Origin of the sequence: Streptomyces sp. NPDC048664, assembly GCF_040650555.1 — a bacterium.
Lineage (GTDB): Bacteria > Actinomycetota > Actinomycetes > Streptomycetales > Streptomycetaceae > Streptomyces.
Window position 1 is genome coordinate 120,301 of sequence record NZ_JBEZHK010000019.1, and the last position, 26,015, is coordinate 146,315.

The 26,015-nt window shown below is 69.2% G+C and carries 24 protein-coding genes and 2 pseudogenes; 16 read left to right on the top strand and 10 right to left on the bottom strand.

The window, feature by feature from the left end; translation table 11 throughout:
- Window positions 1-141 precede the first annotated feature (141 nt).
- Window positions 142-792 carry a TetR/AcrR family transcriptional regulator gene (locus AB0C59_RS21500; RefSeq protein ID WP_363006865.1) on the bottom strand — a complete coding sequence of 217 codons (651 nt, stop codon included), beginning with the start codon at window positions 790-792 and terminating at the stop codon, window positions 142-144.
- A gap of 178 nt (window positions 793-970) precedes the next feature.
- On the opposite strand from AB0C59_RS21500, the gene AB0C59_RS21505 reads away from it, so the two are divergent.
- Together AB0C59_RS21505 and AB0C59_RS21510 are read left to right on the top strand one after the other, a co-directional pair.
- Window positions 971-1,756, top strand: a complete 786-nt coding sequence (locus AB0C59_RS21505; RefSeq protein WP_363006867.1) for an SDR family oxidoreductase — start codon at window positions 971-973, stop codon at window positions 1,754-1,756.
- Window positions 1,757-1,924: 168 nt separating this feature from the next.
- Window positions 1,925-3,085: an ABC transporter permease gene (locus AB0C59_RS21510; RefSeq protein WP_363006869.1), complete on the top strand. Its 1,161-nt coding sequence runs from the start codon at window positions 1,925-1,927 to the stop codon at window positions 3,083-3,085.
- 124 nt (window positions 3,086-3,209) lie between these two features.
- Here AB0C59_RS21510 and AB0C59_RS21515 read toward each other — a convergent pair whose 3' ends face one another.
- Window positions 3,210-4,157 carry an adenosine kinase gene (locus AB0C59_RS21515; protein WP_363006871.1) on the bottom strand — a complete coding sequence of 316 codons (948 nt, stop codon included), beginning with the start codon at window positions 4,155-4,157 and terminating at the stop codon, window positions 3,210-3,212.
- A 613-nt stretch (window positions 4,158-4,770) separates the two neighbouring features.
- On the opposite strand from AB0C59_RS21515, the gene AB0C59_RS21520 reads away from it, so the two are divergent.
- Window positions 4,771-5,673, top strand: coding sequence for a polysaccharide deacetylase family protein (locus AB0C59_RS21520; protein ID WP_363006873.1), 903 nt, complete (start codon window positions 4,771-4,773; stop codon window positions 5,671-5,673).
- A gap of 360 nt (window positions 5,674-6,033) precedes the next feature.
- Window positions 6,034-7,236, top strand: coding sequence for a phospholipase D-like domain-containing protein (locus tag AB0C59_RS21525; protein WP_363006912.1), 1,203 nt, complete (start codon window positions 6,034-6,036; stop codon window positions 7,234-7,236).
- 191 nt (window positions 7,237-7,427) lie between these two features.
- On the opposite strand, the gene AB0C59_RS21530 is transcribed toward AB0C59_RS21525, so the two are convergent.
- A complete protein-coding gene (locus AB0C59_RS21530; RefSeq protein ID WP_363006875.1) occupies window positions 7,428-8,231 on the bottom strand; it encodes an alpha/beta hydrolase in 804 nt (267 codons plus the stop codon).
- Window positions 8,232-8,458: 227 nt separating this feature from the next.
- Between AB0C59_RS21530 and AB0C59_RS21535 the strand changes: the two genes are divergently transcribed.
- The gene (locus AB0C59_RS21535; protein ID WP_363006877.1) at window positions 8,459-8,641 is read left to right on the top strand and encodes a hypothetical protein; all 183 of its coding nucleotides are present in this window, start codon (window positions 8,459-8,461) and stop codon (window positions 8,639-8,641) included.
- Window positions 8,642-8,743: 102 nt separating this feature from the next.
- On the opposite strand, the gene AB0C59_RS21540 is transcribed toward AB0C59_RS21535, so the two are convergent.
- Window positions 8,744-9,919, bottom strand: coding sequence for a ferritin-like protein (locus AB0C59_RS21540; RefSeq protein ID WP_363006879.1), 1,176 nt, complete (start codon window positions 9,917-9,919; stop codon window positions 8,744-8,746).
- A 595-nt stretch (window positions 9,920-10,514) separates the two neighbouring features.
- Here AB0C59_RS21540 and AB0C59_RS21545 point away from each other — a divergent pair.
- The 4 genes and pseudogenes from AB0C59_RS21545 to AB0C59_RS21560 all read left to right on the top strand — a co-directional run bounded on the left by AB0C59_RS21545 (window position 10,515) and on the right by AB0C59_RS21560 (window position 13,811).
- Complete coding sequence (locus AB0C59_RS21545) at window positions 10,515-10,859, top strand: hypothetical protein (protein ID WP_363006881.1); 345 nt, start codon at window positions 10,515-10,517, stop codon at window positions 10,857-10,859.
- Window positions 10,751-11,059: pseudogene (locus tag AB0C59_RS21550) on the top strand (ImmA/IrrE family metallo-endopeptidase); the annotation flags it as partial. The gene AB0C59_RS21545 and the pseudogene AB0C59_RS21550, both read left to right, overlap by 109 nt.
- Window positions 11,060-11,396: 337 nt before the next feature.
- Window positions 11,397-12,653, top strand: a complete 1,257-nt coding sequence (locus tag AB0C59_RS21555; protein ID WP_363006883.1) for a hypothetical protein — start codon at window positions 11,397-11,399, stop codon at window positions 12,651-12,653.
- 510 nt (window positions 12,654-13,163) lie between these two features.
- Complete coding sequence (locus tag AB0C59_RS21560; protein ID WP_363006914.1) at window positions 13,164-13,811, top strand: dihydrofolate reductase family protein; 648 nt, start codon at window positions 13,164-13,166, stop codon at window positions 13,809-13,811.
- A 134-nt stretch (window positions 13,812-13,945) separates the two neighbouring features.
- On the opposite strand, the gene AB0C59_RS21565 is transcribed toward AB0C59_RS21560, so the two are convergent.
- Both AB0C59_RS21565 and AB0C59_RS21570 read right to left on the bottom strand, forming a co-directional pair.
- Window positions 13,946-14,914 (bottom strand): SPFH domain-containing protein, encoded by a 969-nt coding sequence (locus AB0C59_RS21565; protein ID WP_363006886.1) that lies wholly within the window; start codon window positions 14,912-14,914, stop codon window positions 13,946-13,948.
- 369 nt (window positions 14,915-15,283) lie between these two features.
- Window positions 15,284-16,027 (bottom strand): SDR family oxidoreductase, encoded by a 744-nt coding sequence (locus AB0C59_RS21570; protein WP_363006888.1) that lies wholly within the window; start codon window positions 16,025-16,027, stop codon window positions 15,284-15,286.
- A gap of 147 nt (window positions 16,028-16,174) precedes the next feature.
- On the opposite strand from AB0C59_RS21570, the gene AB0C59_RS21575 reads away from it, so the two are divergent.
- Window positions 16,175-17,119, top strand: a complete 945-nt coding sequence (locus tag AB0C59_RS21575) for a LysR substrate-binding domain-containing protein (protein WP_363006890.1) — start codon at window positions 16,175-16,177, stop codon at window positions 17,117-17,119.
- 51 nt (window positions 17,120-17,170) lie between these two features.
- Window positions 17,171-17,281 (top strand): annotated as a pseudogene (locus AB0C59_RS21580) (pre-toxin TG domain-containing protein); the annotation flags it as partial.
- Window positions 17,282-17,332: 51 nt separating this feature from the next.
- On the opposite strand, the gene AB0C59_RS21585 reads toward AB0C59_RS21580, so the two are convergent.
- Complete coding sequence (locus AB0C59_RS21585) at window positions 17,333-17,797, bottom strand: DUF3592 domain-containing protein (RefSeq protein WP_363006916.1); 465 nt, start codon at window positions 17,795-17,797, stop codon at window positions 17,333-17,335.
- A 608-nt stretch (window positions 17,798-18,405) separates the two neighbouring features.
- Between AB0C59_RS21585 and AB0C59_RS21590 the strand changes: the two genes are divergently transcribed.
- Entirely contained in the window at window positions 18,406-18,933 is a 528-nt protein-coding gene (locus AB0C59_RS21590) for a hypothetical protein (RefSeq protein WP_363006892.1), read from the top strand.
- Window positions 18,934-20,149: 1,216 nt separating this feature from the next.
- Here the strand turns inward: AB0C59_RS21590 and AB0C59_RS21595 are convergent.
- Window positions 20,150-20,563 carry a DUF1398 family protein gene (locus AB0C59_RS21595; protein ID WP_363006894.1) on the bottom strand — a complete coding sequence of 138 codons (414 nt, stop codon included), beginning with the start codon at window positions 20,561-20,563 and terminating at the stop codon, window positions 20,150-20,152.
- 104 nt (window positions 20,564-20,667) lie between these two features.
- Between AB0C59_RS21595 and AB0C59_RS21600 the strand changes: the two genes are divergently transcribed.
- Window positions 20,668-21,123 carry a MarR family winged helix-turn-helix transcriptional regulator gene (locus AB0C59_RS21600; protein ID WP_363006896.1) on the top strand — a complete coding sequence of 152 codons (456 nt, stop codon included), beginning with the start codon at window positions 20,668-20,670 and terminating at the stop codon, window positions 21,121-21,123.
- A 214-nt stretch (window positions 21,124-21,337) separates the two neighbouring features.
- Here AB0C59_RS21600 and AB0C59_RS21605 read toward each other — a convergent pair whose 3' ends face one another.
- Entirely contained in the window at window positions 21,338-22,885 is a 1,548-nt protein-coding gene (locus AB0C59_RS21605; protein WP_363006898.1) for an FAD-dependent oxidoreductase, read from the bottom strand.
- A gap of 114 nt (window positions 22,886-22,999) precedes the next feature.
- Here AB0C59_RS21605 and AB0C59_RS21610 point away from each other — a divergent pair, with 114 nt between their 5' ends.
- On the top strand, window positions 23,000-23,497 hold the full coding sequence (locus AB0C59_RS21610; protein WP_363006900.1) for a MarR family transcriptional regulator: 498 nt from the start codon (window positions 23,000-23,002) through the stop codon (window positions 23,495-23,497).
- A gap of 411 nt (window positions 23,498-23,908) precedes the next feature.
- Entirely contained in the window at window positions 23,909-24,274 is a 366-nt protein-coding gene (locus AB0C59_RS21615; protein WP_363006902.1) for a hypothetical protein, read from the top strand.
- Here AB0C59_RS21615 and AB0C59_RS21620 read toward each other — a convergent pair.
- The gene (locus AB0C59_RS21620; protein ID WP_363006918.1) at window positions 24,196-24,519 is read right to left on the bottom strand and encodes an NUDIX hydrolase; all 324 of its coding nucleotides are present in this window, start codon (window positions 24,517-24,519) and stop codon (window positions 24,196-24,198) included. The genes AB0C59_RS21615 and AB0C59_RS21620 overlap by 79 nt on opposite strands.
- A 900-nt stretch (window positions 24,520-25,419) precedes the next feature.
- On the opposite strand from AB0C59_RS21620, the gene AB0C59_RS21625 reads away from it, so the two are divergent.
- Entirely contained in the window at window positions 25,420-25,770 is a 351-nt protein-coding gene (locus AB0C59_RS21625) for a PRC-barrel domain-containing protein (RefSeq protein ID WP_363006904.1), read from the top strand.
- The last annotated feature ends 245 nt before the right edge of the window (window positions 25,771-26,015 follow it).

Sequence of the window (26,015 nt, forward strand, 5' to 3'; positions counted from 1 at the left end):
TCTGCGTCGGCCTGTGCCACCAGAGCGGTGAACAACCGGATTTCAGCTCGCGAGGCAGAGGCTGATCGAAGTCCATCGCCCCACGCTGCCCCACGCCACCGACGAGCAGCCGACCCCGAAGAGCCATTCCGTGGGGAGTCCTCAGCCGATGAGATGAGCCGTCATCTCTGCGTGAGTAGGCGGTGATGGCAGGTCGCGGGTGTGCTCGGGGCGGAGGCCGTCGAGGAACACGCAGAGGTGTCGCGTGGCGAGCGTGGCGGCCTGGTCCGGCGGGAGGTGGGGCAAGGGGCGGCAGATCAGCGCGGCGGTGGCGATCAGATCCACCGCGGTGATGTCACGCCGGATCACCGTGCGGCTGCGGCCTGCGGACAGGATCTCTTCCAGTGTGACGGCGATGTGCTGTTGCAGGTCACGGGCGTGAGGGTCGTTCGTCATGGGCCCCCCGATCAGCGGCAGGGACAGCTGCTCGCGGTTGTCGATCATGCCCTGCAGGAAGGATTCCACGGCTGCGAGCGGATCGGTTCGCGCCGCCTCGGCGGCTGCCCGGGCGGTGTCGAGTACGAGGCTGAAGCCGTCCACGACGACCTGGGTGATGAGGGCGTCGCGGTCGGCGAAGCGCCGGTAGAGGGTGGCGATGTTCACTCCTGCCCGGCGAGCGATCTCGTCCAGGGGCACAGCGGTCCCCGACTCGCGGAAGGCGGCGCGAGCGGCGGCCAGGATCTGGGCGCGGTTGCGCGCGGCGTCCGCCCGCAGCCGCGGGGCCGGCGGTCCGCTCGGAGTACTGGCAGTCACCGTCTCCACCTCTGTTGATCTCATCGTCTGCGGTGTGACGAGGGTACGTCCTCAGTTTAAGTGAAGGATTTCCTGCACTTGAGTGCTAGGGTCGCGGTGCCGGTGACACGGCGCGCCGGCCACTCGGTCTGGTGGGCGCCATGGGTCGACCGGACGTGCGACGAAAGGAAGAACCCCCATGACGACAGCGGGCGACAAGCGTTTCGCGGGCAAGGTCGCGGTGGTGACGGGAGGCAGCCGGGGCATCGGAGCAGCGGTCGTCACTCGCCTGGCGGCCGAGGGAGCGGCCGTCGTCATCGGCTACCGCGGCAACGAACAAGCCGCCGACGCACTGGTCCGGTCACTGGTGGACCAGGGCCGCAAGGCGATGGCGCTGCGGGCGGACGTGGCCGACCCCGACCAGACAAGGACCCTGATCGACCGGGCGGTCGCCGAGTTCGGGCAGCTCGACATCCTGGCCTCCTGTGCGGGCGTGGAGCACTTCGACGCACTGGAGAACATCACCCCGGCCGACTTCGACCGCGTCTTCGCCGTCAACACCCGCGGCCAGCTCTTCGCGGCCCAGCATGCCGCCGCCCACATGCGAGCGGGCGGCAGGATCGTGCTCACCTCCTCGGTCAGCGCGTCCAGGGCGTTCTTCGGACACACCCTGTACGCCGCGTCCAAGGCCGCCGTGGAAGCAATGGTCCTCAACCTCTCGGCCGAACTCGGCCGGCGCGGGATCACCATCAACGCCATCGCCCCCGGCGGCACGGCCACCGACATGGCCGCCGAGCACGGAGCGAGCTACCAGCATCCCCAGCTGGCCGGGAAGCAGGCCATGTCCGAGTGGCTCGACGTGCAGGTCGCGCTGCGGCGCCTCGCGGACCCCGTCGAGATCGCAGCCGCGTACGCGTTCCTCGCCAGCGATGACGCCGCCTACATGACCGGCCGCACCCTCCAGGCCGATGGCGGGATGTTCTAGCCGACCGGCACCCGCAACCGGCGGGCTCGGCCCTCACGCGTTCCGTTCGGCAGCCGACCGACTGCCTAGGCCGCCGACGTTCCTTCCCACATTGCCCGAAGAGCCGCCGTCCTGGGGAAGAACCCCGCCCACTCGACCCTCTTACCACCTCAGAAAGTTCTCACCCTCATGCACCACCCCACCTCCCTCCCGCTCGACGCACCGCCTTCGTCCCCTGCGCATGACCCGGACCAGGACCTTGCAGCCGGCCGCAGCAGGCGCGCCCAGCATGCGCTGATCGACACCGAGCCCGGTCTCCCCGGCACCGTGCTTGCCGCTGCCGCCGGAGCCCGTAAGGCGATGCTCGTGCCCGTGGTCACCGCGCTGGCCATCGGCACGGTGTTCGTCGCCGTCTATCTCGCCGCGTTTCACGCACCGTCGGCGCGGCACCAGCCCCTCGGTATCGCCGCTTCCGACAGGGTGGCCGCCCGTACAGAACTCGCCCTCAACAACGCGGCCCCCGACGGATACACCTTCTACCGCTACGCGAACGCGGAGGCCGCCCGGCAAGCCGTGACCCACGACAAGGTCCCGGCTGCCCTGGTGGCCGACAGCCGCGGCACGCGCCTCGTCGTGGCGGGCGCCCAAGGGCCGTCGACCGTCTCCAGCCTCGTCGCGGCGGTGGCGACGGCGGAGGGTGAGGGGAAGACGGTGCCCGTGCAGGACGTCCGGCCCCTGGCAGCAGGAGACTCCCGCGGATTGTCGATCTTCTACGCCTCCTTCGGCGTCGTGCTCGCGGGATTCCTCTTCGCCGTGTCCTCCTACCAGATCGCCCCACGCCTGCGCCTGGCCGCTCGCGTCATATCGATGCTGGTCTTCTCCGCCGCCTCGGGAGTGACGGTGGCCCTGATCTCGCATACCGCGTTCGCCGCGATCCCCACGTCGTTCGCCGTCGTCACCCTGCTGGTGGGCATGCTGGCATGGGCGTCCGCCGCGGTCGCGGGCGTGCTGCTGCGCTTGTTCGGGCCCATCGGCATGCCGGTCGCCTCGGTCGTGCTGCTGATTCTCGGCAACGCCACCTCCGGGGGGATCCTCCCGGCCACGTTCCTGCCCGCATGGCTGTCCCCCCTGGCCTCCGTGATGCCCCCGGCCGCCGCGGTCCGGGGACTGCGCGGCGCCTCCTACTTCCACGACGCGCACCTCGCGGGCGCGGTGCTCACCCTGCTGGCCTGGACGGCGGGCTGCCTGACGATCCAGTACCTGATGGACCGCTCCGCCACCCGCCGAGCCGGGCGAGCGGGAGCGAAGCCCCACCAGACAGCCGTCCAGGCGCCGTCGCTCCAGTCGTAGCCTCCGTCGTCCGCCGCACGGGCTGAGCTGCCTGACCGCGACGGTCGTCTTCGCCCGCGGCCTCGCCCACCTCACCTCGGTCACCGACCTCACCGACACCCACATGAGCCTTCGTACGGGTCGGTCAACAGGCCGGACGTTCCGCCGTCCGCGGCCGAGCGCTCGTCGACTCCGCCTCTGCGGCTCGGGAGAGGAGTTCCCCGCGCGTGACGGCATCGGTGCGCGTCGACGCGACGGTGCAGGCATGGGCGCCGGCGACGGCTCCGTACAGGGCGCAGCGCCCGGGTTCCTCGCCGTTCAGCCAGCCGAGCAGGAAACCGGAGGCGAACGCGTCGCCCGCCCCGTTGGTGTCCACCACCGGGCCGGGAGGCGTGACCGCCGGTACCCGCTTCACCTCGCCGTCCGCCAGCAGGTAGGCGCCCTTGGAGCCTGCGGTCGCCACGACGAGCCGGGCCCGGCCGCGGGCGGCGATATCGCGCATCGTGCGCTCCGGGTCGGCCAGGGCGGTGGTGGAGAGGAAGACGACATCCGCCTCCAGGGCGAACGGCTCGTGATACGGGTTGACCCCGTCCCAGTCGTGCAGATCGGTCGAGAGGGTGACGTCGGCCTCGCGGAGCACAGGCAGTGCCTGCGCGCAGGGGTGGGTGATGACGACGTGCGCGTGGCGGCTGGCTGCGGCGAGATCGCGCACCGACGCCTCGTCCAGCCGGTCCGACTCATGGGCGCGGGTGTCGTCGTAGAGGGACAGCCGCCGCCCGTCGGGTCCGACGAGGTTGACCGCGCGCTTGGTGCCCGCGGGCTGCGGGATCGCCGTGAGGGGAATGCCATGGTCACGGTGGAGGGCGCGGACCAGGTCTCCCTCATGGTCGTCGCCGATCATGTCGAGGTGATGGGTGCGCAGTCCGAGCGCGGTCAGTCCGAGCGCGACGAAGTCGCCGCTCTGCCCCGCGCGGGTCGTGATGCCGGGCCGGATCATGTAGCTGTCGGAGAAGGGGAGTGGCAGTTCGGGGACGTGGACGATCGTGTCCACGCCCGCGCCGCCCAGGACCAGGACGTCGATGTCGGTGGTCATCGGGTTCCTCTCGGGGCTGTCGTCGTCGGCCGAGTCAAACAGCAGGCCCGGAGGGCGGCAACAACGTGCCGCACGTTTGGGTAAGTTCATCCAGGCTGGTCCGCCTACTGGCCGCCGACGGCCTCCAGCGGGGGCTCCCCGGGCGGCTGGTGTCGACAGCTGGTGGTGGAAGCCGAGTCTCCCGTTCAGGTTCAGGGTGACGACCCTGCCGTTCACGTACAGGCCCACAGTTCAGGCGCCGCGGGCAAATGTGAACTATGTCACGATAGGGAGATTTGTCACGCGCAAGATTCCACGAGGGCTCTGGGGTCTTCGCCGGAGCTCCCTTACGGTGGATCGACATCACGCGCAAAACGGATGTAAGCGGCGAAGTCCCCGCGGGGTCGTCAGTGGGCGAAGAGGCCCGCGCCGTGACACGGCGCGGCCGGTGAACCAAGGACCTCCGAGCGGGCACCCGCCGGACCCCGCCGGCAGGCGATGGCCACCACGACCGACATCGGTCGCCGGTCCCTTTCTCGTCCGTCCGTGCGCCCCATCGCGACCATCACCAATCCAGGCGCCGCGCCGCGGTGCCGTCGGAGGGAGAATTGTGGCATTTCCCAGGGCCAAAGTGATGACCACCGCCGCGCTCGCGGCGGCGCTGGCGGGAACCGCCCTCACGGCATGCGGACCCCACGCCGGCACGAGCACGACGGCCCGGGTGACGCCCTCGGTCGCGTCCCCGCCGACGTCCACCCCGTCGCCGGCCGCACCGGGACCGGCGTCGGACAGCCCCACCCCGCCCGGCGGCGGACTGCTCGCCCCCTCCAGCAGCGCGTCCCTGTCCCCGTCCGACTCCGCCGGCGCACCCGATGCGGCCGCCTCCCCGGGGAACTCCGCGATCGGCAAGGCGCCCGGCGGCGGGCCGCCCGCCGAGGCGTCGGTCTCGTCCGGCGCGGCGGGCGGCGGCAGGACCGTGGCGCTGACCTTCGACGACGGCCCCGACCCGTCCTGGACACCGCAGATACTGGCGCTCCTCGCGCAGCATCACGCGAAAGCCACCTTCTGCGAGATCGGCCCCCAGGCCCAGCGCTTCCCGTACCTCACCAAGGCGATCAAGGACGCGGGCCACCGGCTGTGCGACCACTCGGTGCACCACAACGAGCAGCAGGACCGGATGTCCGTCGACTACAACACGCACGAGATAGCCGACGCCCAGCAGGACATAGCCGACGCCGCCGGAGCCGGCACCAAGCTCTGGTACTACCGCGCCCCCGGTGGTGACTTCACCCCGGCGATCCGCACCATCGCCGCCCAGCACGATCTGCGGCCGCTCGGCTGGTCCGACGACGCCAACGACTGGCGGCGTCCGGGAGTGGACGGCATCCTGCGCAACGTCAACCAGAACCTGCGCCCCGGCGCGGTCATCCTGATGCACGACGGCGGCGGCGACCGCTCGCAGACCGTGCAAGCGCTCGCCCGCCTCCTGGACCAGCTCGACGCCCAGGGCTACAGCTACGGATTCCCCGCCACCTGACGCAGGGACCTTCCGCACAGGTCGGCAGTGCCGGCTTCGACACCTCGGCCACGCTGGGCGACCATGTCCAGGGCCACGAGGGCCACGGACTCGGTGGCCACCTCATGACCGAGTTCCCCACCCGGGCAGGACCCGTGTGCATCCGCCTCGGGGTCGTCGACCACGACGAACGCGCGATCCGGTTCCACCAACGCCACGGCAGCGCGGTGGGTCGACACCTGCCGTCGGCGTCCCCGTGCGCTGACCGCTCCGACGCCGGGAGTGAGGCCTCAGGTACGGGGCATCTGCCCTTCTGGGGTCGTTCGGCGGCCCCGCAGACGCTCAGATCCCTCTTTGCCCCCACAGGAGATTCGCGTGATCCTGGACCGCGTACCGGTACCGGCTGACGACAGTGCCGAGCCTGCGGCGCAGGCTCGCGGACAGCGTCTGCGCCGGCGTCTGGAGCGACTGATCGGTATCCCCGCGACCGAGGGCAACGACCTCGTCCCCCTGCGTAACGGCGATGAGATCTTCCCCGCCATGCTCCAGGCGATCTGCGCGGCTCAGCACACGATCGACATGATGACGTTCGTCTACTGGCGGGGGCAGATCGCCCACGACTTCGCCGCCGCACTCGCCGCCCGCGCCCGCGCGGGCGTGCGGGTTCGGCTGTTGCTCGACGGCTTCGGTGCCCAGCAGATCGAACGGAACCTGCTCGACCTGATGGACGACGCCGGTGTGCAGGTCGCCTGGTTCCGCAAGCCCGCATGGCTGTCACCGTTCAAACAGAACCACCGCTGTCACCGCAAGGCACTCATCGTCGATGAGCACACCGCGTTCACAGGCGGCGTCGGCATCGCGGAGGAATGGTGCGGCGACGCGCGAAACAGCGACGAATGGCGTGACACCCATGTCCAGGTGCGCGGACCGGCCGTGGACGGCATAGCCGCGGCGTTCGCGCAGAACTGGGCCGAGTGCCACAGCGAACTCTTCGACGACCACGACCGTTTCACCGAGCACCAGCAGGCCGGTTCGTCGGTGGTGCAGGTGGTGCGGGGCTCCGCGAGCCTCGGCTGGCAGGACATGCAGACCCTCATCCGGGTCATGCTCACCTGCGCCGAGGAACGATTCCGCCTCGCCACCGCCTACTTCGCCCCGGACGCCTTCTTCGTCGACCTGCTGTGCCGGGCCGCTCAACGCGGGGTGCGCGTGGAGATCCTCCTCCCCGGCCCGCACACCGATCAACGAGCCTGCCAGCTGGCCGGCCAGCACCACTACACCCGCCTGCTGGAGGCAGGTGTGCACATCTTCCAGTACCAGCCGACGATGATGCACACCAAGATCATCACCGTGGACTCGGTCGCCTCCCTCATCGGATCCACCAACTTCAACCGGCGGTCCATGGACCACGACGAGGAGGTCATGCTCGCGGTCCTGGACGAGGCGTTCACCGCCGGACTCGACCGCGACTACGACGCGGACCTGAAGCGCAGCGAGGCCATCGACCTCACCCGGTGGAGACGGCGGGCAGCACTCCAGCGCGCCAAGGAAGCCGCTGTCGCACCGGTCCGGCGATTCTTGTAGGCAGGCGGGCATCCAGGTGTCCTGGTCGAGGATCCGGAGCGTTCGCACGACCATCCTGCTCCGGCCGACCGTTCCCGGAGCACCCCGTCCTGCCCCCTGTCCAGCGCCCCTGCCACCACCAGCCGGACCCGGTGATCCTTGCTCGTGGCGACCAGAAGCACGCGGTCCTGAAGTGGCAGTCTCCGCAGCCCTTAGCGGAGAACCTGTCCCGCCACGTCCCGGATGGTGTCGGCCAGGGCTTCAGGAGCGGTGAGGTGGGCGATGTGTCCCTGGCCGGTGAGCGTCACGATGCGCGCATTCGGCAGGGTTGCCGCCAGGTCGGCCAGACGTTCACGCAGGTGGGAGGGGCTGAGGTCGCCCTCGACCAGGGTCGTCGGTGCCTCGAGAGCCGCGAAGCGATCCATACCGACACCGAGCGCGTCGATCGCTTCGTCGTCTGCGATCTGTGCCGCCGCGTCCGCAGTCAACGCGGCTCGCATGTGCTGGTCGGCGAACATGGCGTCGACCTCGGTCGCGGGCATGCGGACGATGTCCCGCATATGGATCCGCATCGCCTCGACCGGGTCACCCTCGTCGAGCGCGGCACGGGCACGTGATCCCGCTGCCCCGGCAATCAACTCCCGGGTCGGCACTGGTGGTTCATAGAGGAACAGCCCGGCGAACGCCGACGGATCCAGCAACGCGGCTTCCAGCGCGGCGACGGCGCCCGAGGAATGCCCCACAAGAAGTACGGGGGGCTCCAGGAGATCCGCGACGGCGGCAATGTCGGCTGCCTCGGTGGTCATCGAGTGGGGTAGGGCGATGTCCGCTTCGGGAACGTAGATCCGTCGTCGGATCCTGACGACGCGGAAGTCGTCGGTGAGGTGGCGGGTGACGCCGTCCCAGGTCGTCGCATCTCCGCCGCCTGGATGGACCACCAGCAGGTTCGGCCCGGATCCCTCGTCGAGAGCGGTGATGGGACTGCCGTCGGCAGACGACGCAAGAAGCTCAGTCATGCTCACAAGCTTGCGCCGGTCCGCCGACACCAACATCAGCAAGGTCAACCATCAGGTTCGACTGAGCTTCCTCGCCTGAGCGAGATCGGTCAGGGGTGCTGCCGCCATTTCTGCGTACCCTGCATGCAGCAAACGGAGAGACCTTGCGCAGTGCGGACCTGAATGTGATCGAACGACCCTTCGACGGTTGCGGGACATGCCTGCCAGGCGTGCCGCGCCTGTCCCGCATGAGGCTGGCCACCTCCTCGCCGGAACGCCAGGGGGACGATGTCCTGGCCGCAGCGAAGTCCGTCGGTGGCCACATCGTCGGCTGGACGGACGACCGCCTGGCCCCGCTCGGCCACGACTGCCCGGGGAGCTGTCCGTGGTACCGCTGGCCGACATGGCGCCGAGTCGGGTACCGGCGCTGAGTTCCGGCGGTCGGTGCCGCCGCGGCTCGTGTACGGTTCGGCGATCTGTTGTCCCTTCGGATGGGCAGAGCCGGGCATCAGGCCGGCGGGACGTCCTGCTCGTCATCGGCCTTTCCGGCGGTCGGCGGGGCATCCACCGGCACGGAACTGGGGTCCGTAGGTCTCCTCGGTACCGCTGATCGGGATCTCCATCAGTTCCACGGCGGGCCTCTCCAGCCTCTGCATGTGCCGAACGGCAGCTGTCAGACTTCGCCGGTCGCCACGTCCCCATGCCGTGTCGAGTGCTTCCAGAACGGCGGTGTAGGTGCTGTCGAAGTCGTCCAGGTGCCGCCGGGCCCTGGCAGGCGGTCGGTGCCAGCCGCCCGCCGGCACCCTGGCCATGGGGCGAGTGTCGGGAAACGGCACCGGGTCCCCGGTGAACTGCCATGTACCGTCGGTCTCGCGCAGCTGCCGACCGTGGTAGATCTCGGCGAAGGCGTAGTAGTGCGCCGGCTGGCCGTCTCCGGAGCCGTTGTCAGGGGAGAGCGCGGTGCCTTCCCCCTGGTCCTTGATGATTTCGAGCGAGCGCTCGACGTCGGCGGCGGTTCTGACCGGGGTGAGGGTGTCCTCGCCGATGTGCTCGTGCATCTGCCGGGCGACGGACAGGTCCGGGGCCACCTTCCGGAAGGCCTCGAGCAGTTCCTCGTAGAAGCGGCCGATGCTGAGCGGGCCGTTCACGTCCTGGGTGATCGGTGCTGCGGGAGCTTCGATGGCCATCATGACGTCCCGGACGAGCGGCTTTGTCAGGCCGGACAGATACACGGTGACCCACGGATGCACCCCACCGGGCAGCGAGCCCGGGTAGACGGGCGCCGATGTCCTGATCCGCGGTCGTCCGCCCAGAGCCACCAGCAGATTGCAGACGATGCCGAGGTGGTACATCTCGTCGAAGACGATCCGCCGGATCAGTCGCGCGACCTCGCACCTGCCGTTCTTGACGGACCACCAGCCGCACAGATATGGAGGGATGGTGGAGAACTCGATCTCCACGGCGACCTGGAGAGCCGATCGGAGCCAGCCGATGTCGCGGTTCTCCGCCGGAACGGCGACCAGTCGGACGGCGGCTCCCTGCTGTGCCGCGACGAGCCGCTGCGGCACCTGCCCCGTGCCGGTGCGGCCGGGGCCGGTCGGCGAGACCGGTGTCCCCGCCGCCAGGGCTGCCGACGCCAGAAGAGTGCGACGTCGGACCGGGGGAGCACCGGCTGACTCCTCGGGAGATGCCTGCGTCTTCTTCGCCACCTCTGCCTCCGTATCCGCCCGCGCTACGAGCCCGAACCAGATGCGCGAAGCTAGCAGCCCCGGCACGCCTCCCCTGGGAGCCCGCACCACAGGGAACGCCGTCTCACGCGATCAGCTCGCGGCAGGGAACTGACCGGCCACCGCATCCGACTACGTACCGAATGAGGCGATTCCCCCCCGCATGCCCTGACGCGGATGGACTCGGTAGGGGCGGTGTGCTCATCGGCCGTCCTCGCCCTGCGCGGCCCGGTGCCGCCGGGCGCGGGAGCACCGACGTGGGGACGTCCCACGTGAGGATCGCCCCCCCGGGCGCGCCGAGGAAGCAAGGCGGTCTTCGAGACGCCCGCGCATTCCGGCGGTTGCTCGGGAACGGGGCGGCCTTCCCATCCGACTGGTTCAGGACAGTGGCCGAATCCAGCCATGGGACGGACGTCGCGGAGATCCGGCAGACAGGCGTCATGCGTCCCGCACGTCACGCAATACCCTGCACGCCGCCGACCCAGCACGAGGTGAAGATGATGCCCGACGACTCCGAAGACGGCGGTGAGGGCTCGGCCCACTGCTGGCGCGGCTGCACTTCTACGCGGGCGTCCTCGTGGCGCCATTCCTGCTCGTCGCGGCGGTCACCGGGCTGCTCTACACCTTCACGCCCCATTGGACTCGCTCGTCTACGGCGAGGAACTCCACGTCGCCCATGCCGGGGGCAGCGTCGTGCCCCTGTCCGAGCAGGTCGCCGCCGCACGGGCGCAGCATCCCGAGGGCACGCTGGTCGTCGTACGCCCGGGCAGCGGCGACGCCACGACACAGGTGGACTGCTCCCTGCCAAGCTCGGAACACGGCGAGGACCTCGACCGACTGGCCGGCGAGGACTTCCCGCCCGGGACGGCCTCCCACGCGCTGGCCCGTATCGGGATCGCCAACTACTTCGCCGCCGCCCTGATCCTGCCCTATTCCGCCTTCCACGCGGCGGCCGAGGGAGCCCGCTACGACATCGAGCGCCTCACCGACCACTTCGGTCTCGGCTACGAGACCGTCTGCCACCGGCTCAGCACCCTGCAACGGCCGCGGCTGCGCGGTGTGCCGTTCTCCTTCGTGCGCGTGGACCGGGCCGGCAACCTGTCCAAACGCCAGTCGGCGAGTCGAAGGCGTCAGCCTCGATGATCTTTCCGATGCTCACACAGTTCGTGGCGACGCCGCCCCCCCACGCACAGGCGCCGGGAGCTGGTGAGCACACGGGCGCGGCGGGCGAGGTGGACCATCACCGTTCGCAGTACCGTGCCGAACGGCGAGCAAACGACGGCCGTACTGGCCCACCCGCGGGACGCCGACCAGCCTCGTCCTGTACCGGACCGTCCTTACCGCCCCCTTCGGAAGGCTTCTGCGGGCCTCGCCCTCTGCCCCCGAGTCTGCCCTCCCGGACCTTCCCCGAGGTGGCCGGGAGCGGTACCAAGGTGTCGTTGTGGAAGAAGGGAACCTCATGCATCCCCGTGAACGGCTGGAGAAGGCCGAAGAGCCCGGCCGGGTCCTCCGTCCCCCGCGCGGCACGTCACCCGGCGCGGCTTCCCACGCACACGACGGAGCGTCGGCGCCCTCGGGAGCGGCCTACCTGATGCGGCTGCAACGTGAGGTGGGCAACCAGGCCGTGGTCCGGGCCCTGCACGGGAGCGGGCAGGCGGTGAGTGTCCAGCGCAGCCCGCTAGGAGCCCCACCCCCGCCCCCACCCCCGCCTCCACCGATGCTGAGTTCCCGGCCCCCGGCGCCGGCCGCCGCCGCGGCAGCGAACGATATGGAGTTCGAGCTGCCGACCGAGCACGCGGGCATCCGCTCCACCGTGCCGAACGGCAGGCTGCCGCTGCGGAACAAGCCGCTGGTGCGCCAGGTGCTGACCAAGTACTTCGGCGTGAACCGGCTCGACATCATCGAGCAGATCAAGGCCCGCTACGCGCAGGTGAACGGCGAGGAGTTCGTCGAGACACCGGACATGGCCGCACTGCGCGCGGGGCATCGGCCGGGGTACAAGGACTCCGACGCGTACATCGCCAACAACGGTGGCGGAGCCGCGCCGCCGCACTGGCCGGTCGTCCCGGACGGGGCGGTCAAGGTGCACAAGGGCAGCCTGGACAGCTTCCGTCTCGCCCCGCCCGGCTCGGCGTTCACCGGTCTGGTGCGGTTCGGCGGCCACGACGACAACGGCGCCCCGACGGAGCCGAAGATCGTCCTGTTCCCCACCCAGAGCACCGGGGAGTACCTGAAGCAGGGCGTCGCGGAACATGCCGAGGAGAATGAGGCCGAGCCTCCGGAGATCCTGAAGCAGGCGCGGGTGTACCAGAACCGCTACTCCGAGTACACCACGCACGCGGCCTCGGGCGCCCTGTCCAGCCACGGCAAGCTCTCCAGCCGCATCGAGGACAAGAAGAAGTACGCCAACCTCGTGGAAGACCTCGAAGCGGACGATCTCCAGGGCGCGGGCATGACCATCGGCTTCACCGTGATCAAGGGCGCGGGGTCGGCCGCGCACAAGTACTCCTTCGTCTCCCGAAGCAGCAACAACCACACCTTCGACCTCGTCTCCCACGAGGAGAAGTCCAGCCTGACCCCCGGGAAGCTGATGCGGCTGAGGAACGAGCGGAGCCAGGCGTTCGGCCACCTGGTACTCAAGGCCAACGGCGAGGGCAGCATCACCCGGGAATGGGGCGAGAAGATCAAGTCATCGGTCAACTCTGCCGTGGGGTGACCTGGCCTTCAACGTCCGGCGTCGAATGGGTCGAATGGACCGTCGAACTTGATCACTCGATGAAGGGGCGCTCCAGGACCGTCAGCGGGACGCCGAGGGCCTCTGGTGGTACGCGTCGTACTTGGCGTCCCCGCGGTGGCGGTCCCGCCAGTCCCTGGCCGGTGGCGAGGGCAACCGGGAGCCGTGATGGTGCACTGGAAGGGGTGATGGGCGGCTTAGGTGGCGCCTCCAGGACGCCACGCGACGGCAGGCCGGAGTGTTCCCCCAGGAGAGCTGGGCCGAGCCGGGCGGCGTGTGCCGGCCGAGGAGTTGGCGACGCCGTGGGGGATGGGGCCTGCTCATCGTTGGGTGTAACTCCCGATCATCGAAGATGCACCGACGGGCCGCGCTCAGTTTCAGGCGCGCTCTGGAAGAACCTGGCGCCGCTGTCGATCCAGCCACGTCCCATTCGACATCCTGATGCAGGACGCATCGTCATGCGAGGAGGCAAAGGATCTGATGAGGGAACACATGGATCAACTGCTGCGGGTGCAGAACTTCACCATCTCGAGCGACGGCGTCGCCGCCGGCGAGGACCAGAGCCTGGAGCGGCCCTTCGGCCGCAACATCGACCCGGGACAGCTCTTCGCGTGGGCGGGCGCCACGGCGAGCTGGCACATCCGCGCCGAGCCCGGCGGAAGCCGGGGCTTGGACGACTACTTCATCCGGGACTTCAGCCACAACATCGGCGCCGAGATCATGGGCCGAAACAAGTTCGGACCCCAGCGGGGCCCGTGGCGCGACCACGAGTGGCACGGCTGGTGGGGTGACCAGCCGCCCTTCCACACGCCGGTGTTCGTGATGACCCACCACGAGCGTCCATCGTTCGCGCTCTCCGACACCATGTTCCATTTCGTGGACGGCACCCCCGCCACCGTTCTCGCACGTGCGAGGGAAGCCGCGCGGGGCAAGGACGTCCGGCTTGGCGGCGGCGTGACCACCATCCGCGAGTTCCTCGACGCCGACCTCGTCGACACCATGCATGTGGCCGTCGTACCGGTGAAGCTCGGGTCCGGGCTACGGCTGTGGGACTCGCCGGAACAACTGCTGGACCGGTTCCACATGGAGGTCGTGCCCAGCCCGAGCGGCGTGACGCACCACCTCTTCTGGCGCGCATGACAACAGGATCAACGTGGGAACCCCGCCAGGGGGCAGGACAGCGACCAGGTTGCGGCTCACCGGGTTGTGCCGGGCCGGGTTGTCCGGGCCGGGCACCGCCGTCCGGCGAGCCCGGTCCCGGAGGGTGCGCTCGGCTACTTCGCGCCGGGGGTGACGGCGAAGCCCTGCCCGGGTGCGAAGGTGCTGACGTTCGGCGGGATGGCCTTCATCTCGTCAATGGTGGCGCAGGCCGGGCACTTGGAGTAGCCCTGCTGGCGGGCCTCGTTCGCCTCCGCCTCCGCACGGGCCTGGGCGACCTTGGCCTGGGCCTCGGAGACGGCGGCGAAGGCGGCCTGGGCCTTGTCGACAGCCTGCTGCACATTGTCCGGGAGGCTGATCCGGACCAGGTTGAAGCGCAGGCCCACCAGGAACTTGTCCCCGAGGGTGGATTCGAGGTCCTGCGCCAGCGAGCTGTTGATGGCGTTCTGGACGACGGCGATGTTGCTGTTGTTGCTCTTGCCGACCGCCTTGCTGCCCGAGGCGCTGCCGTTGTTCTGGACCAGCGAGCAGGAGGAGACCAGTTCCGCGCAGCGGAACCGGGAGATCTGCTCGCGCAGGTCGTTGTCGATCACCGGCCGGATGATCTGGTCCAGGAAGGCGGACCAGCCCTTGTCTCCGTCGTAGGCGTGGTACGTCTGACCGCCCGCGGCGGTGAAGGTGCGGGTTCCGAACTTGTTGTCGAAGTCCCGCAGCGCCTTCTGGTCAAGGTTGAGGCTGAAGTACAGGGTGCCCTCGATGCCCATGTCCACGCCGTCCGAAGACGGGGTGTGCACCACGTCCACCCCCGAGCGGTCGCCCCCGTTGGCCTTCGCGGTGATGGTGTAGAAGCGCTGTTGGGCCGGGTACTTGTGGCTGGTGGAGTAGAGACCGGTCCAGGTGAGTCCGGAGGCGGGCTGGATGATCTGGCGGATGTTCCGGTCATCGAACATGCCGCCGTTGCGGACGATGGCCACCTGCCCGCCGTCAGTGCGGTCAAAGGCTCCGATGAGGCTGCCTATAGCGGTGATCAGAACGATGGCGACGGCCACTCCGGCCACGATGAGCAGCCGAGTTCTGCGAAGCATGATGCGTTCCCCCTGTGTTGACGGCGATGCCGGGTTGGCATGCCGAACGGCACGCTACACAGGATCGCGTCCACGGTCTCCCTGCCGCTCACGCGGACACCGCCGTGGCCCTGGTGGCCGTGACGAACACCTTCGCCACACCTGCCCCGTACCCCGGCCGCCCCCGCCGCTGCCCGCGCCACAGTCACCGGCGCGGCCCTGGAAGCGGTCGCCGACGAGAGCTGCACCTGGGTGTGATCCCTGGATGCCACATCACTGTCGCTGTGGACGAGGGCGGCCGGCGAATACCGCTCGCCGGCCGCGCCCTCCTGCTCGTCGTGGGCTCCCGATGACCGGTCGGCCCGGCTGTAGCGCCCCGCCTGCCGGGCGCTACAGCTGGGAGCCGCCTCCGTCCACGGCGAGTTCGGCACCGGTGGTGAAGGTGGCTTCGAAGGCGAGGAAGGCGACTGCTCTGGCGATCTCGTCGGGGGTGCCCACGCGCAGCATGGGAATCTCCGCGGCCATCTGACGTGCCACTTGCTGCGCCACCTCCGCGGGCATCGACTTCTCCAGGATCCCGGAGTCGATCGGGCCAGGGCTGACCGCGTTGACGCGGATATTCCGCGCCAGCAGTTCGCGGGCCAGGCTTCGGGTCATCGAGCGCAGGGCCGCCTTGCTCGCCGCGTAGGCGCTGAGGTTGGGATAGCCCATGACGTTCACGACTGACGTGGTGAGCACCACTCCGCTGCCCTCGGCCAGGAGTGAGGCGAGCTTCTGCACCGTGAAGTACGGGCCCTTGGTGTTGATCGCGATCATTTCGTCGAAGAGTTCCTCGTTCGTCACCTCGAACGGTGCGAACCCGGTTGCACCCGCGTTGGCGAACAGGGCGTCGACCGTGCCGAACTCGGCCTGCACGCGGGCGGCCAGTGTGTCGATGTCGGGCAGGGACGATGCGTCGCTGCGAACTGCGATCGCGTTGTCGCCGAGCTGGTCGTGTGCGGCATCCAGTGTGGAATGGGTGCGTCCGGTGATGAGTACCCGTGCCCCTTCGCCCACCAGGAGACGGGCGGTGGCCAGGCCCAACCCGCTGCTGCCTCCTGTGATCACGACGTTCTTGCCCTCGTACTTGCCCATGGCGGCTGCCCTCTGTTCCGGAGATCCATGCCGCTCCGGGGTGGCCCCCGAGCGGCACCGTCGAGTCAACAGCTGTGTGCGACAAGGCGTCCAAGACCTGTTTCGCACCTCGTTATGCGCGATCGGCATAACGAGTAGGGTGTACGGGTGCTCCATGACGCTTCGCCCGCTCCGGCGCTCGATTCCGGCCTGGACCTCGATATGAGACTGGTGCGGTACTTCACTGTCGTCGCCGAGCATCTGCATTTCGCCCGCGCGGCCGCGGTCCTGCATGTGGCCCAGCCATCCCTGAGCCGTCAGATCAAGCGGCTGGAGGATGTCCTCGGCGTGCGTCTGCTGGAGCGCACCACGCAGGGCAGCGCCCTCACGGCGGCGGGTGCGGCCTTCCTGCCCCAGGCCCGGGCACTCCTGGACTCCGCCGCGCAGGCGGTGCAGGCCGCACGCGCCGAGGCACCACCGCGCACCATCACCATCGGCCACGTCGAGGACCTCGTCGTCACCGCTGCGGTGCGGGACCTGCGCCGCCGCCATCCCGACGCCCGTGTCCGCACCCGTCATCTGGACTGGAACGAGACTCACGTTCTTCTTGACGGCCAGGTCGACGCGCTTGTCGCCCGCACACCGCTTCCCATCCCGGACGACGACCTGAGCGTGAGCACCCTCTACGACGAACCCCGGGTCCTCCTCGTCGCCGCATCCCACCGCCTCGCCCACCGTGAGTCGGTCAGGCAGGACGACTTCGCAGACGCACCTCTGCTGGGCTGTGCCGGCATGGCCGCGGTCCGGGATGGATTCCGGCACCTGGACTCCCGGCCGGACGGCAACCCGGCACCGGTTAGTCCGGCGCGCGTGGGCGACTTCGAGGACACACTGGAAGCCGTGGCGGACGGGCGCGCGGTCGCCGTCGTTCCGGCCTACGACCGACGCCATACACTCCGGGACGATCTCGCCGCCATCACTGTCGAAGACCTCGACCCCTGCCAGGTGGTCATCGCCAGCCGCAAAGGCGACCGCAGTGTGCTCGTAGCCCAGTTCCGTGAGTCTTCACGGCGGCATCTGGCACCCCGGCGTCGGGCACCGGCGCATTCCTGAGACCGTCCCGTACGTCACTCCCGAAGAGCGGGCCGCACAGGAGAACACCGGATGCCGATACTGCTCAACCTGCTGCTCGGCATCGGGGACGGCAAGGGCGCCATCGAAGCCATCACCGGCACGGACCTGGCCACCGGGGAGCAGCCGAGCAGCACGGACCGCCTGCTGGGCTGGACCTGGCACGGCAACCGAGGGGACGTCAGTGATGAAGGGTCACGGCATCAGGTCGCCGGCCACCGAGAACATCGAGTGCGCGACGGCCAGGAACCCCAGGCAGAAGATGATGATCAGGCCGAGGAAGGCCAGCAGGCAGCCGGACTCTGCGGCGAGTCTGCCCCGGGAGGGCGGGATCGCGGTGGCCTGCTGGGGATGCGCCGGGAGGTACCGCACGGTGACGCAGTCGCCCTCCAGGACGGTGGCGGGACCGCCGGTCTCCTCGAACCGGACCTGGGCCCCTTCGCAGCTGGTGTACTCGTAGATGTGGTGCACCCTCGTGCGCACGGCTGTGTCTCCACCGCCGCTGGTCGTGGTGTACGTGCGCAGGCAGCGCGCCTCGGCCGTCAGGCCTTGCGCCCACGTCCGGCTGATCCGCCGCGCCCGGCGGATCAGCCGGAACGCGGCGTAGCCGACACCCGCGATCATGAGGGTGGGCACGAGGTAGAAGAACAGTTCGAACATGAGGTCCCCCGACGTCGGTACGCCGCTCCGGAAGGCCGGCGTGGCCAGGAATGTATCCATCGGGGCGCACACCCACCCTCAGGGGAACCTCTGTTTCCGAGCTGTGACGCGCCGCGGATAAGATATCTGCTACCGACGCGGGAGAGACCCCGCCCAGGACGTTGGCCGACCGCATTGCCGCGCCGTGTCCGGGCCGGTGGTTGAGAGGCGTGGCATGAACGGCGCCCTCAGTTGGTGGTCTGCGAAAAGTTTCTTCAGGGCCGCGCCCCGTCAGGTCTGCACCCCCGTGGAGACTGCTGCGGTTGGGTGACACCGTACGGCTTCCCGAGAATGTTGGCGGCGCGATGAGTTGACCTCTCTTAAGTTCTTCTGAGATTCGGATGTAGCCCGGCCGGCAGTTGCCCTTGTCCGCCATCCAATGAGGTCATCGGATGAAATTTCGTCCCTGGGTTGCAGCGTCGCTGGCGGGTGCGGCTATCGCCCTTGTGTCTCCGCCGATCGGTGTCGTCGCGCAGGCATCAGCACGGCACGCGTCGGCCTCCTTGGGGTTTCAAGAAGGGGACCGTCACCACAATCCTTGGCGCCACTGCTACAGCCACCGCAGTGTCGTGCTTATCGACAAGGGACTCAGGGCGATTCTGATTGATGGCCGATATGGGCCGGAGGCTCTCGTCCTCCAAGGGGACTCGGACTCCTCGTCGACGTCTCCGGCGGCGCCTTGGGACAGCTTCACCGTCTCGACATATCTGGACGTGGACTACCCCAGCGAGACCAGTGGTCAATATCAGTTTGAGATTCACGGGTTCTTCAGGGTGCACCCGATCTTCGTGGTGAAGGCTTTCGGCCGCCACGCGCGCGGCTTTCCCTTCCCGGCCGCCCACTGCGTCAACGGCCAGAACGACGGTGCTCGTGAAGACGGTGCTCACGGGGGCGGTGCTCCTCCGCACGGTGGTGCAGCCGGGAGCGGCTCGTTCGGCTCCCCGTCGCCCCGGGCTGTTCCGCGTGGCAGCAGGGCTGCGGCCTGGAGCGAGGGCCTGCTGAGCGCGAAGAACATCGTCATCGTCGCTGGCGGTCTGCTGCTGGCTCTGGGGGTGCCGGCTGCGGCCTGGCTTCGCCGACGTGGTTCTGCCGCATGACTGCTGCCACCTCCGTCGTGAGCATTGACGAACGGCCGACCTCCGGCGAGACGGCCGGGCCGATCACACCGAGACGGCGCCGCATCCCTGCAACTCCGTCCGGCCGCCACGTGACGGTCGGGCAGGCGACGACATAGTTCTCCGAAGCGGATGTGCGGCTTGCAGAAGACTGGCTGTGAAGTCTTTCCGATTGTCCCGGTCCGGTCCCGGGGCAAGCCTGCCCCGGTGCAAGGGCATCGCCGACGAGGCCCGCCGAGCTCCCGGAACCACGGCTTCCGTCGGAGGGCGCCGTGGCCTAGGGACTGGGTGTGGCAGAGGCAGAGGGGCTTGGCCGGGGGTCGAGAGGACAGAGCCAGCCAGGGTCTTTGAATCCGAAGCTCAGGCCCCACTCCTTGTCGCAGCCGCCCCAATATGTTCTCACCCAGCCGCAGTAGGGACCGCCGTAACTGTCGCAGGGGGGTACTGGTTCCTGCGGGGCCGGATCCGTGAAGGATGGATAGGGCGAGTCGGCTTTGCCCCGCGAATTGACTGGGGCGCTGACCATCCTGACCCGTGCGGCTTCGGAGCTCTGGGGCATCCGGTCCACGAAGAGGAGGGGCAGGCCGATGGCCGAGGCGGATGTCGCCACCATCGCAGTAGCGAGAGCCCAGCGGATCAGGCGCATGGCTGTTCCTCTCGGCTTGGTGCTCTGTGAAGGTGTCGGCGAACTCCGTGCACGAGCAGCGCCGCTGTGCGCGCTGGACCTGAACGTACGGTTCGGGGACCGCCCCAACAGCCGGCGAACCGCCAGTTCTTTGGCCATCCTCCGGTATTTCACTCGAAGGGTCCCGCCTCGATCCTTTGTCACGGGTACCGGAAGGGGCAGGTCCGGCCGTGGATGGTCGTTGGTGTTGCGCGCCTGGAGGCGGGTGGCGACCTGCTCGGCTCCGAGCGGGGTGTCGGCAGCGACTGGGTCCGCCAGGTCCTCGCGGCGGCAGACCTCCGCGACTTGGTCGGGGTGGTGCAGCGTCCCGTCCGGGTTCGCGCTCAAGTCGACCAGGAGGTCGCGGTAGGCGAACTGGTAGGTGTCAGGTGGTGGGACCTGGCAGAAGAGCCTGTGCGGCTTCGATCCCTCATACCCGTCAGGCGGGGCGTTTCGTCATGACGACCGGACCGGGCTCGCTGTACTCCTGCGGGGAGGGGGAGATGCCTTCGCCTCGGTGCGGTGCCCTTCGGCTCAGATGCTGACGGGCTGGTAGGACTCGGTGTACGAGTCGCCCAGGGCGCCGTGGTAGGTGCAGGTGCGGGCGGCGAGATTGACCTCGTAGTGCAGGACGCCGGCGTTCCAGCAGCCGCTCACGAATTCCGGGTAGCTGGTCGATCCCGCCTGATCGGCACGGATCGCCGCGATCAGAGCCTTTTCGTCCCAGGGGGAGATGTCCGCCGTGCCGTCCACGAGGGGTCCGCTCTGGGTGACCACGGGGCCGGCATCGGTGACGTAGACGCTGGTGCCGGCCGGCACGGTGCAGTGGTACGTGCTCACGCCCGCCTGGCGCAGGGCCTCGGCGAGGTAGGGGAATCCGCCGACCTCCGGACGGACGGCCGCCGCCCGCTCGCGGGCCGCCTTCAGGTTCTCGATCGCGGTGCTCATCACATGCTCCTCGGTGGGACGGGGCTGCCTCGGGTGGACAGGTCCATTAGGATGACATCAAGATTCCATCTAGACAACATGTTGTCAATCTGGAGGGTGTGGACATGTCCGACGAGATGGCTCTGCTGGTCGCCGACATCTACGAGGCGGCCGGGGCGCTGCGCAGGAGCGGGGAGGCTGTGGCGGCGGCTGAAGGGCAGACCCAGGCGCGCTGGCAGGTCCTGAGCGTCATCTCCGAGCAGCCCATGAGCGTCCCGAGCGCGGCCCGCCGGCTGGGAGTGGCTCGGCAGAACGTCCAGCGCATCGCCAACGACCTCACCAAAGAGGGCCTGGCCGTCTTCGCGTCCAACCCTGACCACCGCACATCCCCCCTGCTCACCCTCACCTCCGACGGCCGCCAGACCCTGCAGGCCATCACCGCACGGGCGCATGCCTCACACCGGCACATCACCGCCCACATCCCCGAGGCCGACATCACCGCGGCCCGCACCCTGCTGCGCAACATCACCCAAGCCGTCCGGCAGCTCGACCAGGGTGGCTCCCACATCGACGGGCGTTGAAAGGTTCGTCACTCCCCGCTGACCAAGGTCATCGAGCGTAAGGCTGCCTGCTCTCCTCATTCTGAATCGATCAGTGAGCGGGCTGCGGCCCGCGCGGATGGCGCCACTCCGGCCTGACCCGCCTCGGCCGAGCCGGTGCGGGCCCGCTGATGCCGATGGCCAGGCCCCGGCAGCTGACGTTCGGTTCCGTCCGCGGCTCGTCCTGCTCGGCGGGTCACAGCCCGCTGGTGGCCGCCTGGGTGAGGACGGCGGCCGGGTCGTCGGCGGGGCGGCGGGCGGCGATGTAGCCGTCGGGGCGGATGAGGACGAGTTCGTCGCCGGTGATGCCGTAGGCGTGGTGGGCGAGGTCGTCGGTGTCGATGACGGTGTCGGCGCCGGTGGCGGCCGGGTCGGTGGTCACCCGGAAGGTGCGCGGGCCGTCCGGGGCCTGCCGGACGGGGGTGTCACCGAAGGAGAGCAGGGTCCACCGGGGGCCGCGCAGCAGGTCGAACAGGCGGGTGGGGTTGCCGGTTCCGGCGTTGCGGCAGGGTGCGTCGGGGGCGCGGACTCCCGCGCCGGGGCCGTGGGTGAGCGGGCTGTCGGCGTAGGCGATGCCCAGGCCGGTGGTGCGGTCGTCGGTGAGACCTTGTTGGGCGGAAGGGCCGTCGCTCTCGCCTGCCGCGCGCATCACGTTGCCCAGGCGGGTGGTGCTGTCGTCCAGGACGTCGCGGGCGACGGGGCGGCGCTCGTTCTCGTAGGTGTCGAGCAGGGCCTGGTCGGCGCCGTCGAGAAGGGCGGCGAGCTTCCAGCCGAGGTTGTAGGCGTCCTGGATGCCGGTGTTCATGCCCTGGCCGCCGGCCGGGGAGTGGATGTGCGCCGCGTCGCCGGCCAGGAGGATCCGCCCGGAGCGGTAGCGGTCGGCCAGGAGCACGTTGATCCGGTAGAGGGAGAGCCAGGCGACGTCCTGGATGCCCACGCCCGGGACCGCGGCGCGGTCGGCGAAGATGCGGCGGAACAGATCCAGCGACGGTTCCTCGGGCGTGGGCTCGTCGGCGGGGATGGATGCCTGGAACTGCCACAGGTCGGTGCCGGGAAGCGGGAAGAGGGACAGCAGGCCGTCCTCCTTGCTGGTCCACAGGTGCTGGCAGTGGCGGGAGAGGCCGGTGACGCGGACGTCGCCCAGGTGCCAGCGCTGGTCTGTGAGCGAGGTGCCGTGCAACTCGATGCCGGCCAGTGTGCGGACGGCGCTCCGTCCGCCGTCGGCGCCGACGGCGTACCGGGCGCGCACGAAGGAGCAGCCCGCGTCGGGCCCGGCGGTGACCGTGGCGGTGACCCCGTCGTCGTCCTGCTGGAGGTCGATGACCTCGCTTTCCCAGTGGATGGTTCCGCCGAGTTCGGCCAGGCGGTCGCGAAGGATCTGCTCGAGCCGTGGCTGGGAGAGCCAGACCGGCGGGTAGGGGGCGTCCGTGGTGGGCACCCCTGCGGCGAGCTCCACTGCCTCGGAGACCACCCGGTCGTGGTCGTAGCGGCGGGTGGGGACGTTCACCCGGCCCTCTGCCAGGACGCGTCCGGCCGCGCCGAGGTCGTCGGCGACCTCCATGGTGCGGGGCTGGATGGTCTTGGCGCGGGAGGCGGTGCTGGGCGTGGCGGAGCGTTCCAGGAGGAGGAAGCTGACACCGCGTCGGGCCAGGTCGCAGGCCAGGGTCAGGCCGGTGGGGCCGGCACCGATGATCACGACGTCGGTCGTGGTCACGGTCGCGGTGGGGGGAGTGGGCTCGTTCACGGCTTGATTACCTACCTTAGGTATCATATTTGGCGGCGGCCCGATCTCCTGCGAGGTCGGCTTCCGGGAAGAAAAATATACCTACGTTAGGTATCTATCAAGGGAGTTGCGGACATGGATCCGCTCAGCGATGCGACCACCGGGCTGCTGCCGCGCCTGCTCCAGCTGCGGACCCTGCTCAACCGCGGGCAGCTCTACGAACAGGCCGTCCAGGACGCCGGAGTGGCACTGGACCGGCCCGCCATGACGATCCTGGTCATCCTGGGTGGTGCCGAACAACCTCTGCGGGTCGGCGAGATCGCGACCCGCATGCAGGTCGTCGGGCCCCATGTCACCCGTCACCTCAACAACCTGGAAAAGCGCGCGATCATCAAGCGTGTTCCCGACCCCGAGGACCAAAGGGCCCGCCTGATCGCCCTGACACCCTCCGGCCGGCGGATCGTCGACCGCTACACCGCCGTCGTCAACGGCTGGTTCGCCGCGGCGCTCGCGCAGTGGTCCGACCGCGACCGCACCGAGCTCATCCGCCTGCTCAGCCGTCTGACCAGCGACCTGACCACCCAGTTCGACGCCGTCGCCGCCGGCAGCACCCCGACCGAGGGAGAAAACTGACCAAGACACCGGGCTCGGGGCGGTGAGGGCCTGGACGGAGGTCGTACGTCAGCCTGATCATGCGGTCGGCGCCGGCGCGCACGGTCGGGTCCACGATGAGGACGCGCAGGGCGGCCAGTGGGCGGGTGACCGTGTGCGGGTCATGTGGCTCTTGCCGCGCAGGGCTTCGATCCGGTCGACTCCAGCGCCCTTGAGGACGGCATCGCCGCGCATCCCGAGCGTGCGACGACGGTCGCCGGCGACGCAGGCAGGTGCAGTGAGGCTTCCAGCTGGTCCCGGCGGATCGCCTAGCCGTGGCTGACGCGCACCTGCCGTTCAGAAGCTGTGTCTGAGGCCTGCACGGCAATGCGAACGCCCATCCGATGAGCCACCTATGCTGGTTCGCGGCATCACAGGGGGAGGGGAAAGCGGATGGACTGGTTCTGGTGGGTTCTCATCGTCTTTTGGACGGGTGGCTTCGCGTGGGCGGCTGACAACGTCCGCACGGCACTGCGTAACCGGCATGAGCGCAAGTTGCAGTTGCTGGAGGCGGCAAGACAGGAACGTTTGGCCGTCGAAGCGGCGAACAAGTCTCCGGAGCCCGTGTGCGGATGCACGCACCATCTCGCCAAACACGACAAACAGGGCCGGTGCCACGAGCGCGTCGAGGTGCCTGTGGCCTGGGATGAGAACAAGAAGCCGCTGCGTTACGAGGCTGGTCAGTGCAACTGCCAGCAGTATGTGGGACCGCAGCCGCTGTCGCAGGTGTTCGCGGAGGACCTGACCGATCTAGCCTGACCAGGATGACGGGGCCACTCTCCGTACATGACACTGGGATCGCAGTGCGATGAGCCGTGTGGGTCGCGCTCGGGGGAAACCCAGACTCCGGGCTGGCGCAGGTCGTCGGCGGCCATGTGGACGCCGGTCTCCTCTGCGTGTTCGCGGACAGCCGCGGCCCGGCTGGTCTCGCTCGGGTCGACGTGCCCGCCGGGAGAGGCGGGCGGGGATCGGCGTGGTGGTGCTCGCCGCCGGCGGGTGCGTATGTGTGGCGTGGGCGGAGCGCGGCGGACCCCGCTGGGTCCGCCGCGCGGCGGCCGTGACCCTCGCCGCGAGCGATCTCGTGCGCCGCCCCCAGAAGCGCCGGCGCCGGAGCGGGAACCGGACCACCAGCGGTCGTGACTAGAAACGGCCAGGATCTCCTGACAACTAGTCAAGATCACTTGCTGGAGGTCATCCTGCACCCCCGGTGCCGCCTGTCGGCGCGGAGGGCGAGGAGTCGTGGGCGAGCGGCGCGAGGACAAGGAGCACTGTGCCGAACCGGCGCGGCCGGCGCTGACCAAGGCCCGCAGCCGGGAGGTGACGGCCGGACTGCCCGAGGAGATGGGCGCCGTCCGGCGCTCCGCGGCGGTGCTCGCCGTCCGGGTCCGCGACGCGCACGTCGCCCGCGTCTGGGCACCGCTCTGGAAGTCATGGTCGCCGTCCGTCCTGGATCAGGAGTCCACCGACACGCTGGATGGTACTTCGAGGCGGACGCGGCGGCCAGTGAACAGATCCGGGCGGCCTGGTGGGGGAGACGCTCGACCATCCAGCGGGTCCGGGAAGCGACCGTCCAGCCCATCCGCCGGTTCCTGTGACACGTGCCCGACGGACGCCGGGTCGGCCGACACGAATTTCCATGCCAAGCCCGCATAAACACAAAAGATTTCGAGCATGCTGGAATCCGTCCCGCAGTCGGTGGCAGCAAGCGTGGCCGCTGGTACCGCTGGTAGGGCGTGCACGAACGCTTGGGTGGGCCCGGACACCTGAGGTGTCCGGGCCCATAATCTTTTTCCTGGGTGTGTAGGTGGTCGAAGCCGGGGCACGCGATTGAGCAGGGAACGGTCACCGCACTTATGGCTTCCGTTCTCCGTCAGACATCGTCGAATTGAGGAGCCGGTTTTTTCATGAGCGACATCTGGGGCTACCAGCCGACGACCGGCCACACCGCCGGAAACACCCTCATCGGATACAAGGTCGAGGCGACGGACGGCAGCATCGGAAAGGTCGACAGGCACTCCGACGAGGTCGGGTCCTCGTACCTGGTCGTCGACACCGGCGTCTGGATCTTCGGGAAGCACGTACTGCTGCCCGCCGGCACGGTGTCGCGCATCGACGCCGCCGAGGAGAAGATCTACGTCGAGCTGACCAAGGACCAGATCAAGGACGCGCCCGAGTTCGACAAGGACAAGCACCTCGGCGACGCGGGCTACCACGAGCAGGTGGGCGGCCACTACGGCCGGCACCGTCGCGTCTGAGAACGATGAAATCCCGGTGGGGGCCGCCAGATTTCTGGCGGCCCCCACCGGCATGCGTGGGTGCAGTAATCCGGCGGCGTGCGCGACGAAGGCGGCACAGGACGTGGCAGGAACCGCCAACGCCAGGCTGACAGGGAACGGCGGTTGTCACGACCGGTCATGTACGAGAGTTGCCGTGGTACTCCAGCAGCGGTTCGCCATCTGACCAGGTCCAGATGGCGAACACAACGGAAGAGAGGGGGGTA

Bases quoted from the DNA above. Each gene is read 5' to 3' on its own strand.
- AB0C59_RS21535 (WP_363006877.1), top strand. From the start codon at position 8,459: ATGAGGCTGGCCACCTCCTCGCCGGAACGCCAGGGGGACGATGTCCTG.
- AB0C59_RS21515 (WP_363006871.1), bottom strand. From the start codon at position 4,157: ATGACCACCGACATCGACGTCCTGGTCCTGGGCGGCGCGGGCGTGGAC.
- AB0C59_RS21560 (WP_363006914.1), top strand. From the start codon at position 13,164: ATGGATCAACTGCTGCGGGTGCAGAACTTCACCATCTCGAGCGACGGC.
- AB0C59_RS21610 (WP_363006900.1), top strand. From the start codon at position 23,000: ATGGATCCGCTCAGCGATGCGACCACCGGGCTGCTGCCGCGCCTGCTC.
- AB0C59_RS21530 (WP_363006875.1), bottom strand. From the start codon at position 8,231: ATGACTGAGCTTCTTGCGTCGTCTGCCGACGGCAGTCCCATCACCGCT.
- AB0C59_RS21520 (WP_363006873.1), top strand. From the start codon at position 4,771: ATGACCACCGCCGCGCTCGCGGCGGCGCTGGCGGGAACCGCCCTCACG.
- AB0C59_RS21585 (WP_363006916.1), bottom strand. From the start codon at position 17,797: ATGTTCGAACTGTTCTTCTACCTCGTGCCCACCCTCATGATCGCGGGT.
- AB0C59_RS21565 (WP_363006886.1), bottom strand. From the start codon at position 14,914: ATGCTTCGCAGAACTCGGCTGCTCATCGTGGCCGGAGTGGCCGTCGCC.
- AB0C59_RS21510 (WP_363006869.1), top strand. From the start codon at position 1,925: ATGCACCACCCCACCTCCCTCCCGCTCGACGCACCGCCTTCGTCCCCT.
- AB0C59_RS21570 (WP_363006888.1), bottom strand. From the start codon at position 16,027: ATGGGCAAGTACGAGGGCAAGAACGTCGTGATCACAGGAGGCAGCAGC.
- AB0C59_RS21600 (WP_363006896.1), top strand. From the start codon at position 20,668: ATGTCCGACGAGATGGCTCTGCTGGTCGCCGACATCTACGAGGCGGCC.
- AB0C59_RS21625 (WP_363006904.1), top strand. From the start codon at position 25,420: ATGAGCGACATCTGGGGCTACCAGCCGACGACCGGCCACACCGCCGGA.
- AB0C59_RS21595 (WP_363006894.1), bottom strand. From the start codon at position 20,563: ATGAGCACCGCGATCGAGAACCTGAAGGCGGCCCGCGAGCGGGCGGCG.
- AB0C59_RS21555 (WP_363006883.1), top strand. From the start codon at position 11,397: ATGCATCCCCGTGAACGGCTGGAGAAGGCCGAAGAGCCCGGCCGGGTC.
- AB0C59_RS21615 (WP_363006902.1), top strand. From the start codon at position 23,909: ATGGACTGGTTCTGGTGGGTTCTCATCGTCTTTTGGACGGGTGGCTTC.
- AB0C59_RS21505 (WP_363006867.1), top strand. From the start codon at position 971: ATGACGACAGCGGGCGACAAGCGTTTCGCGGGCAAGGTCGCGGTGGTG.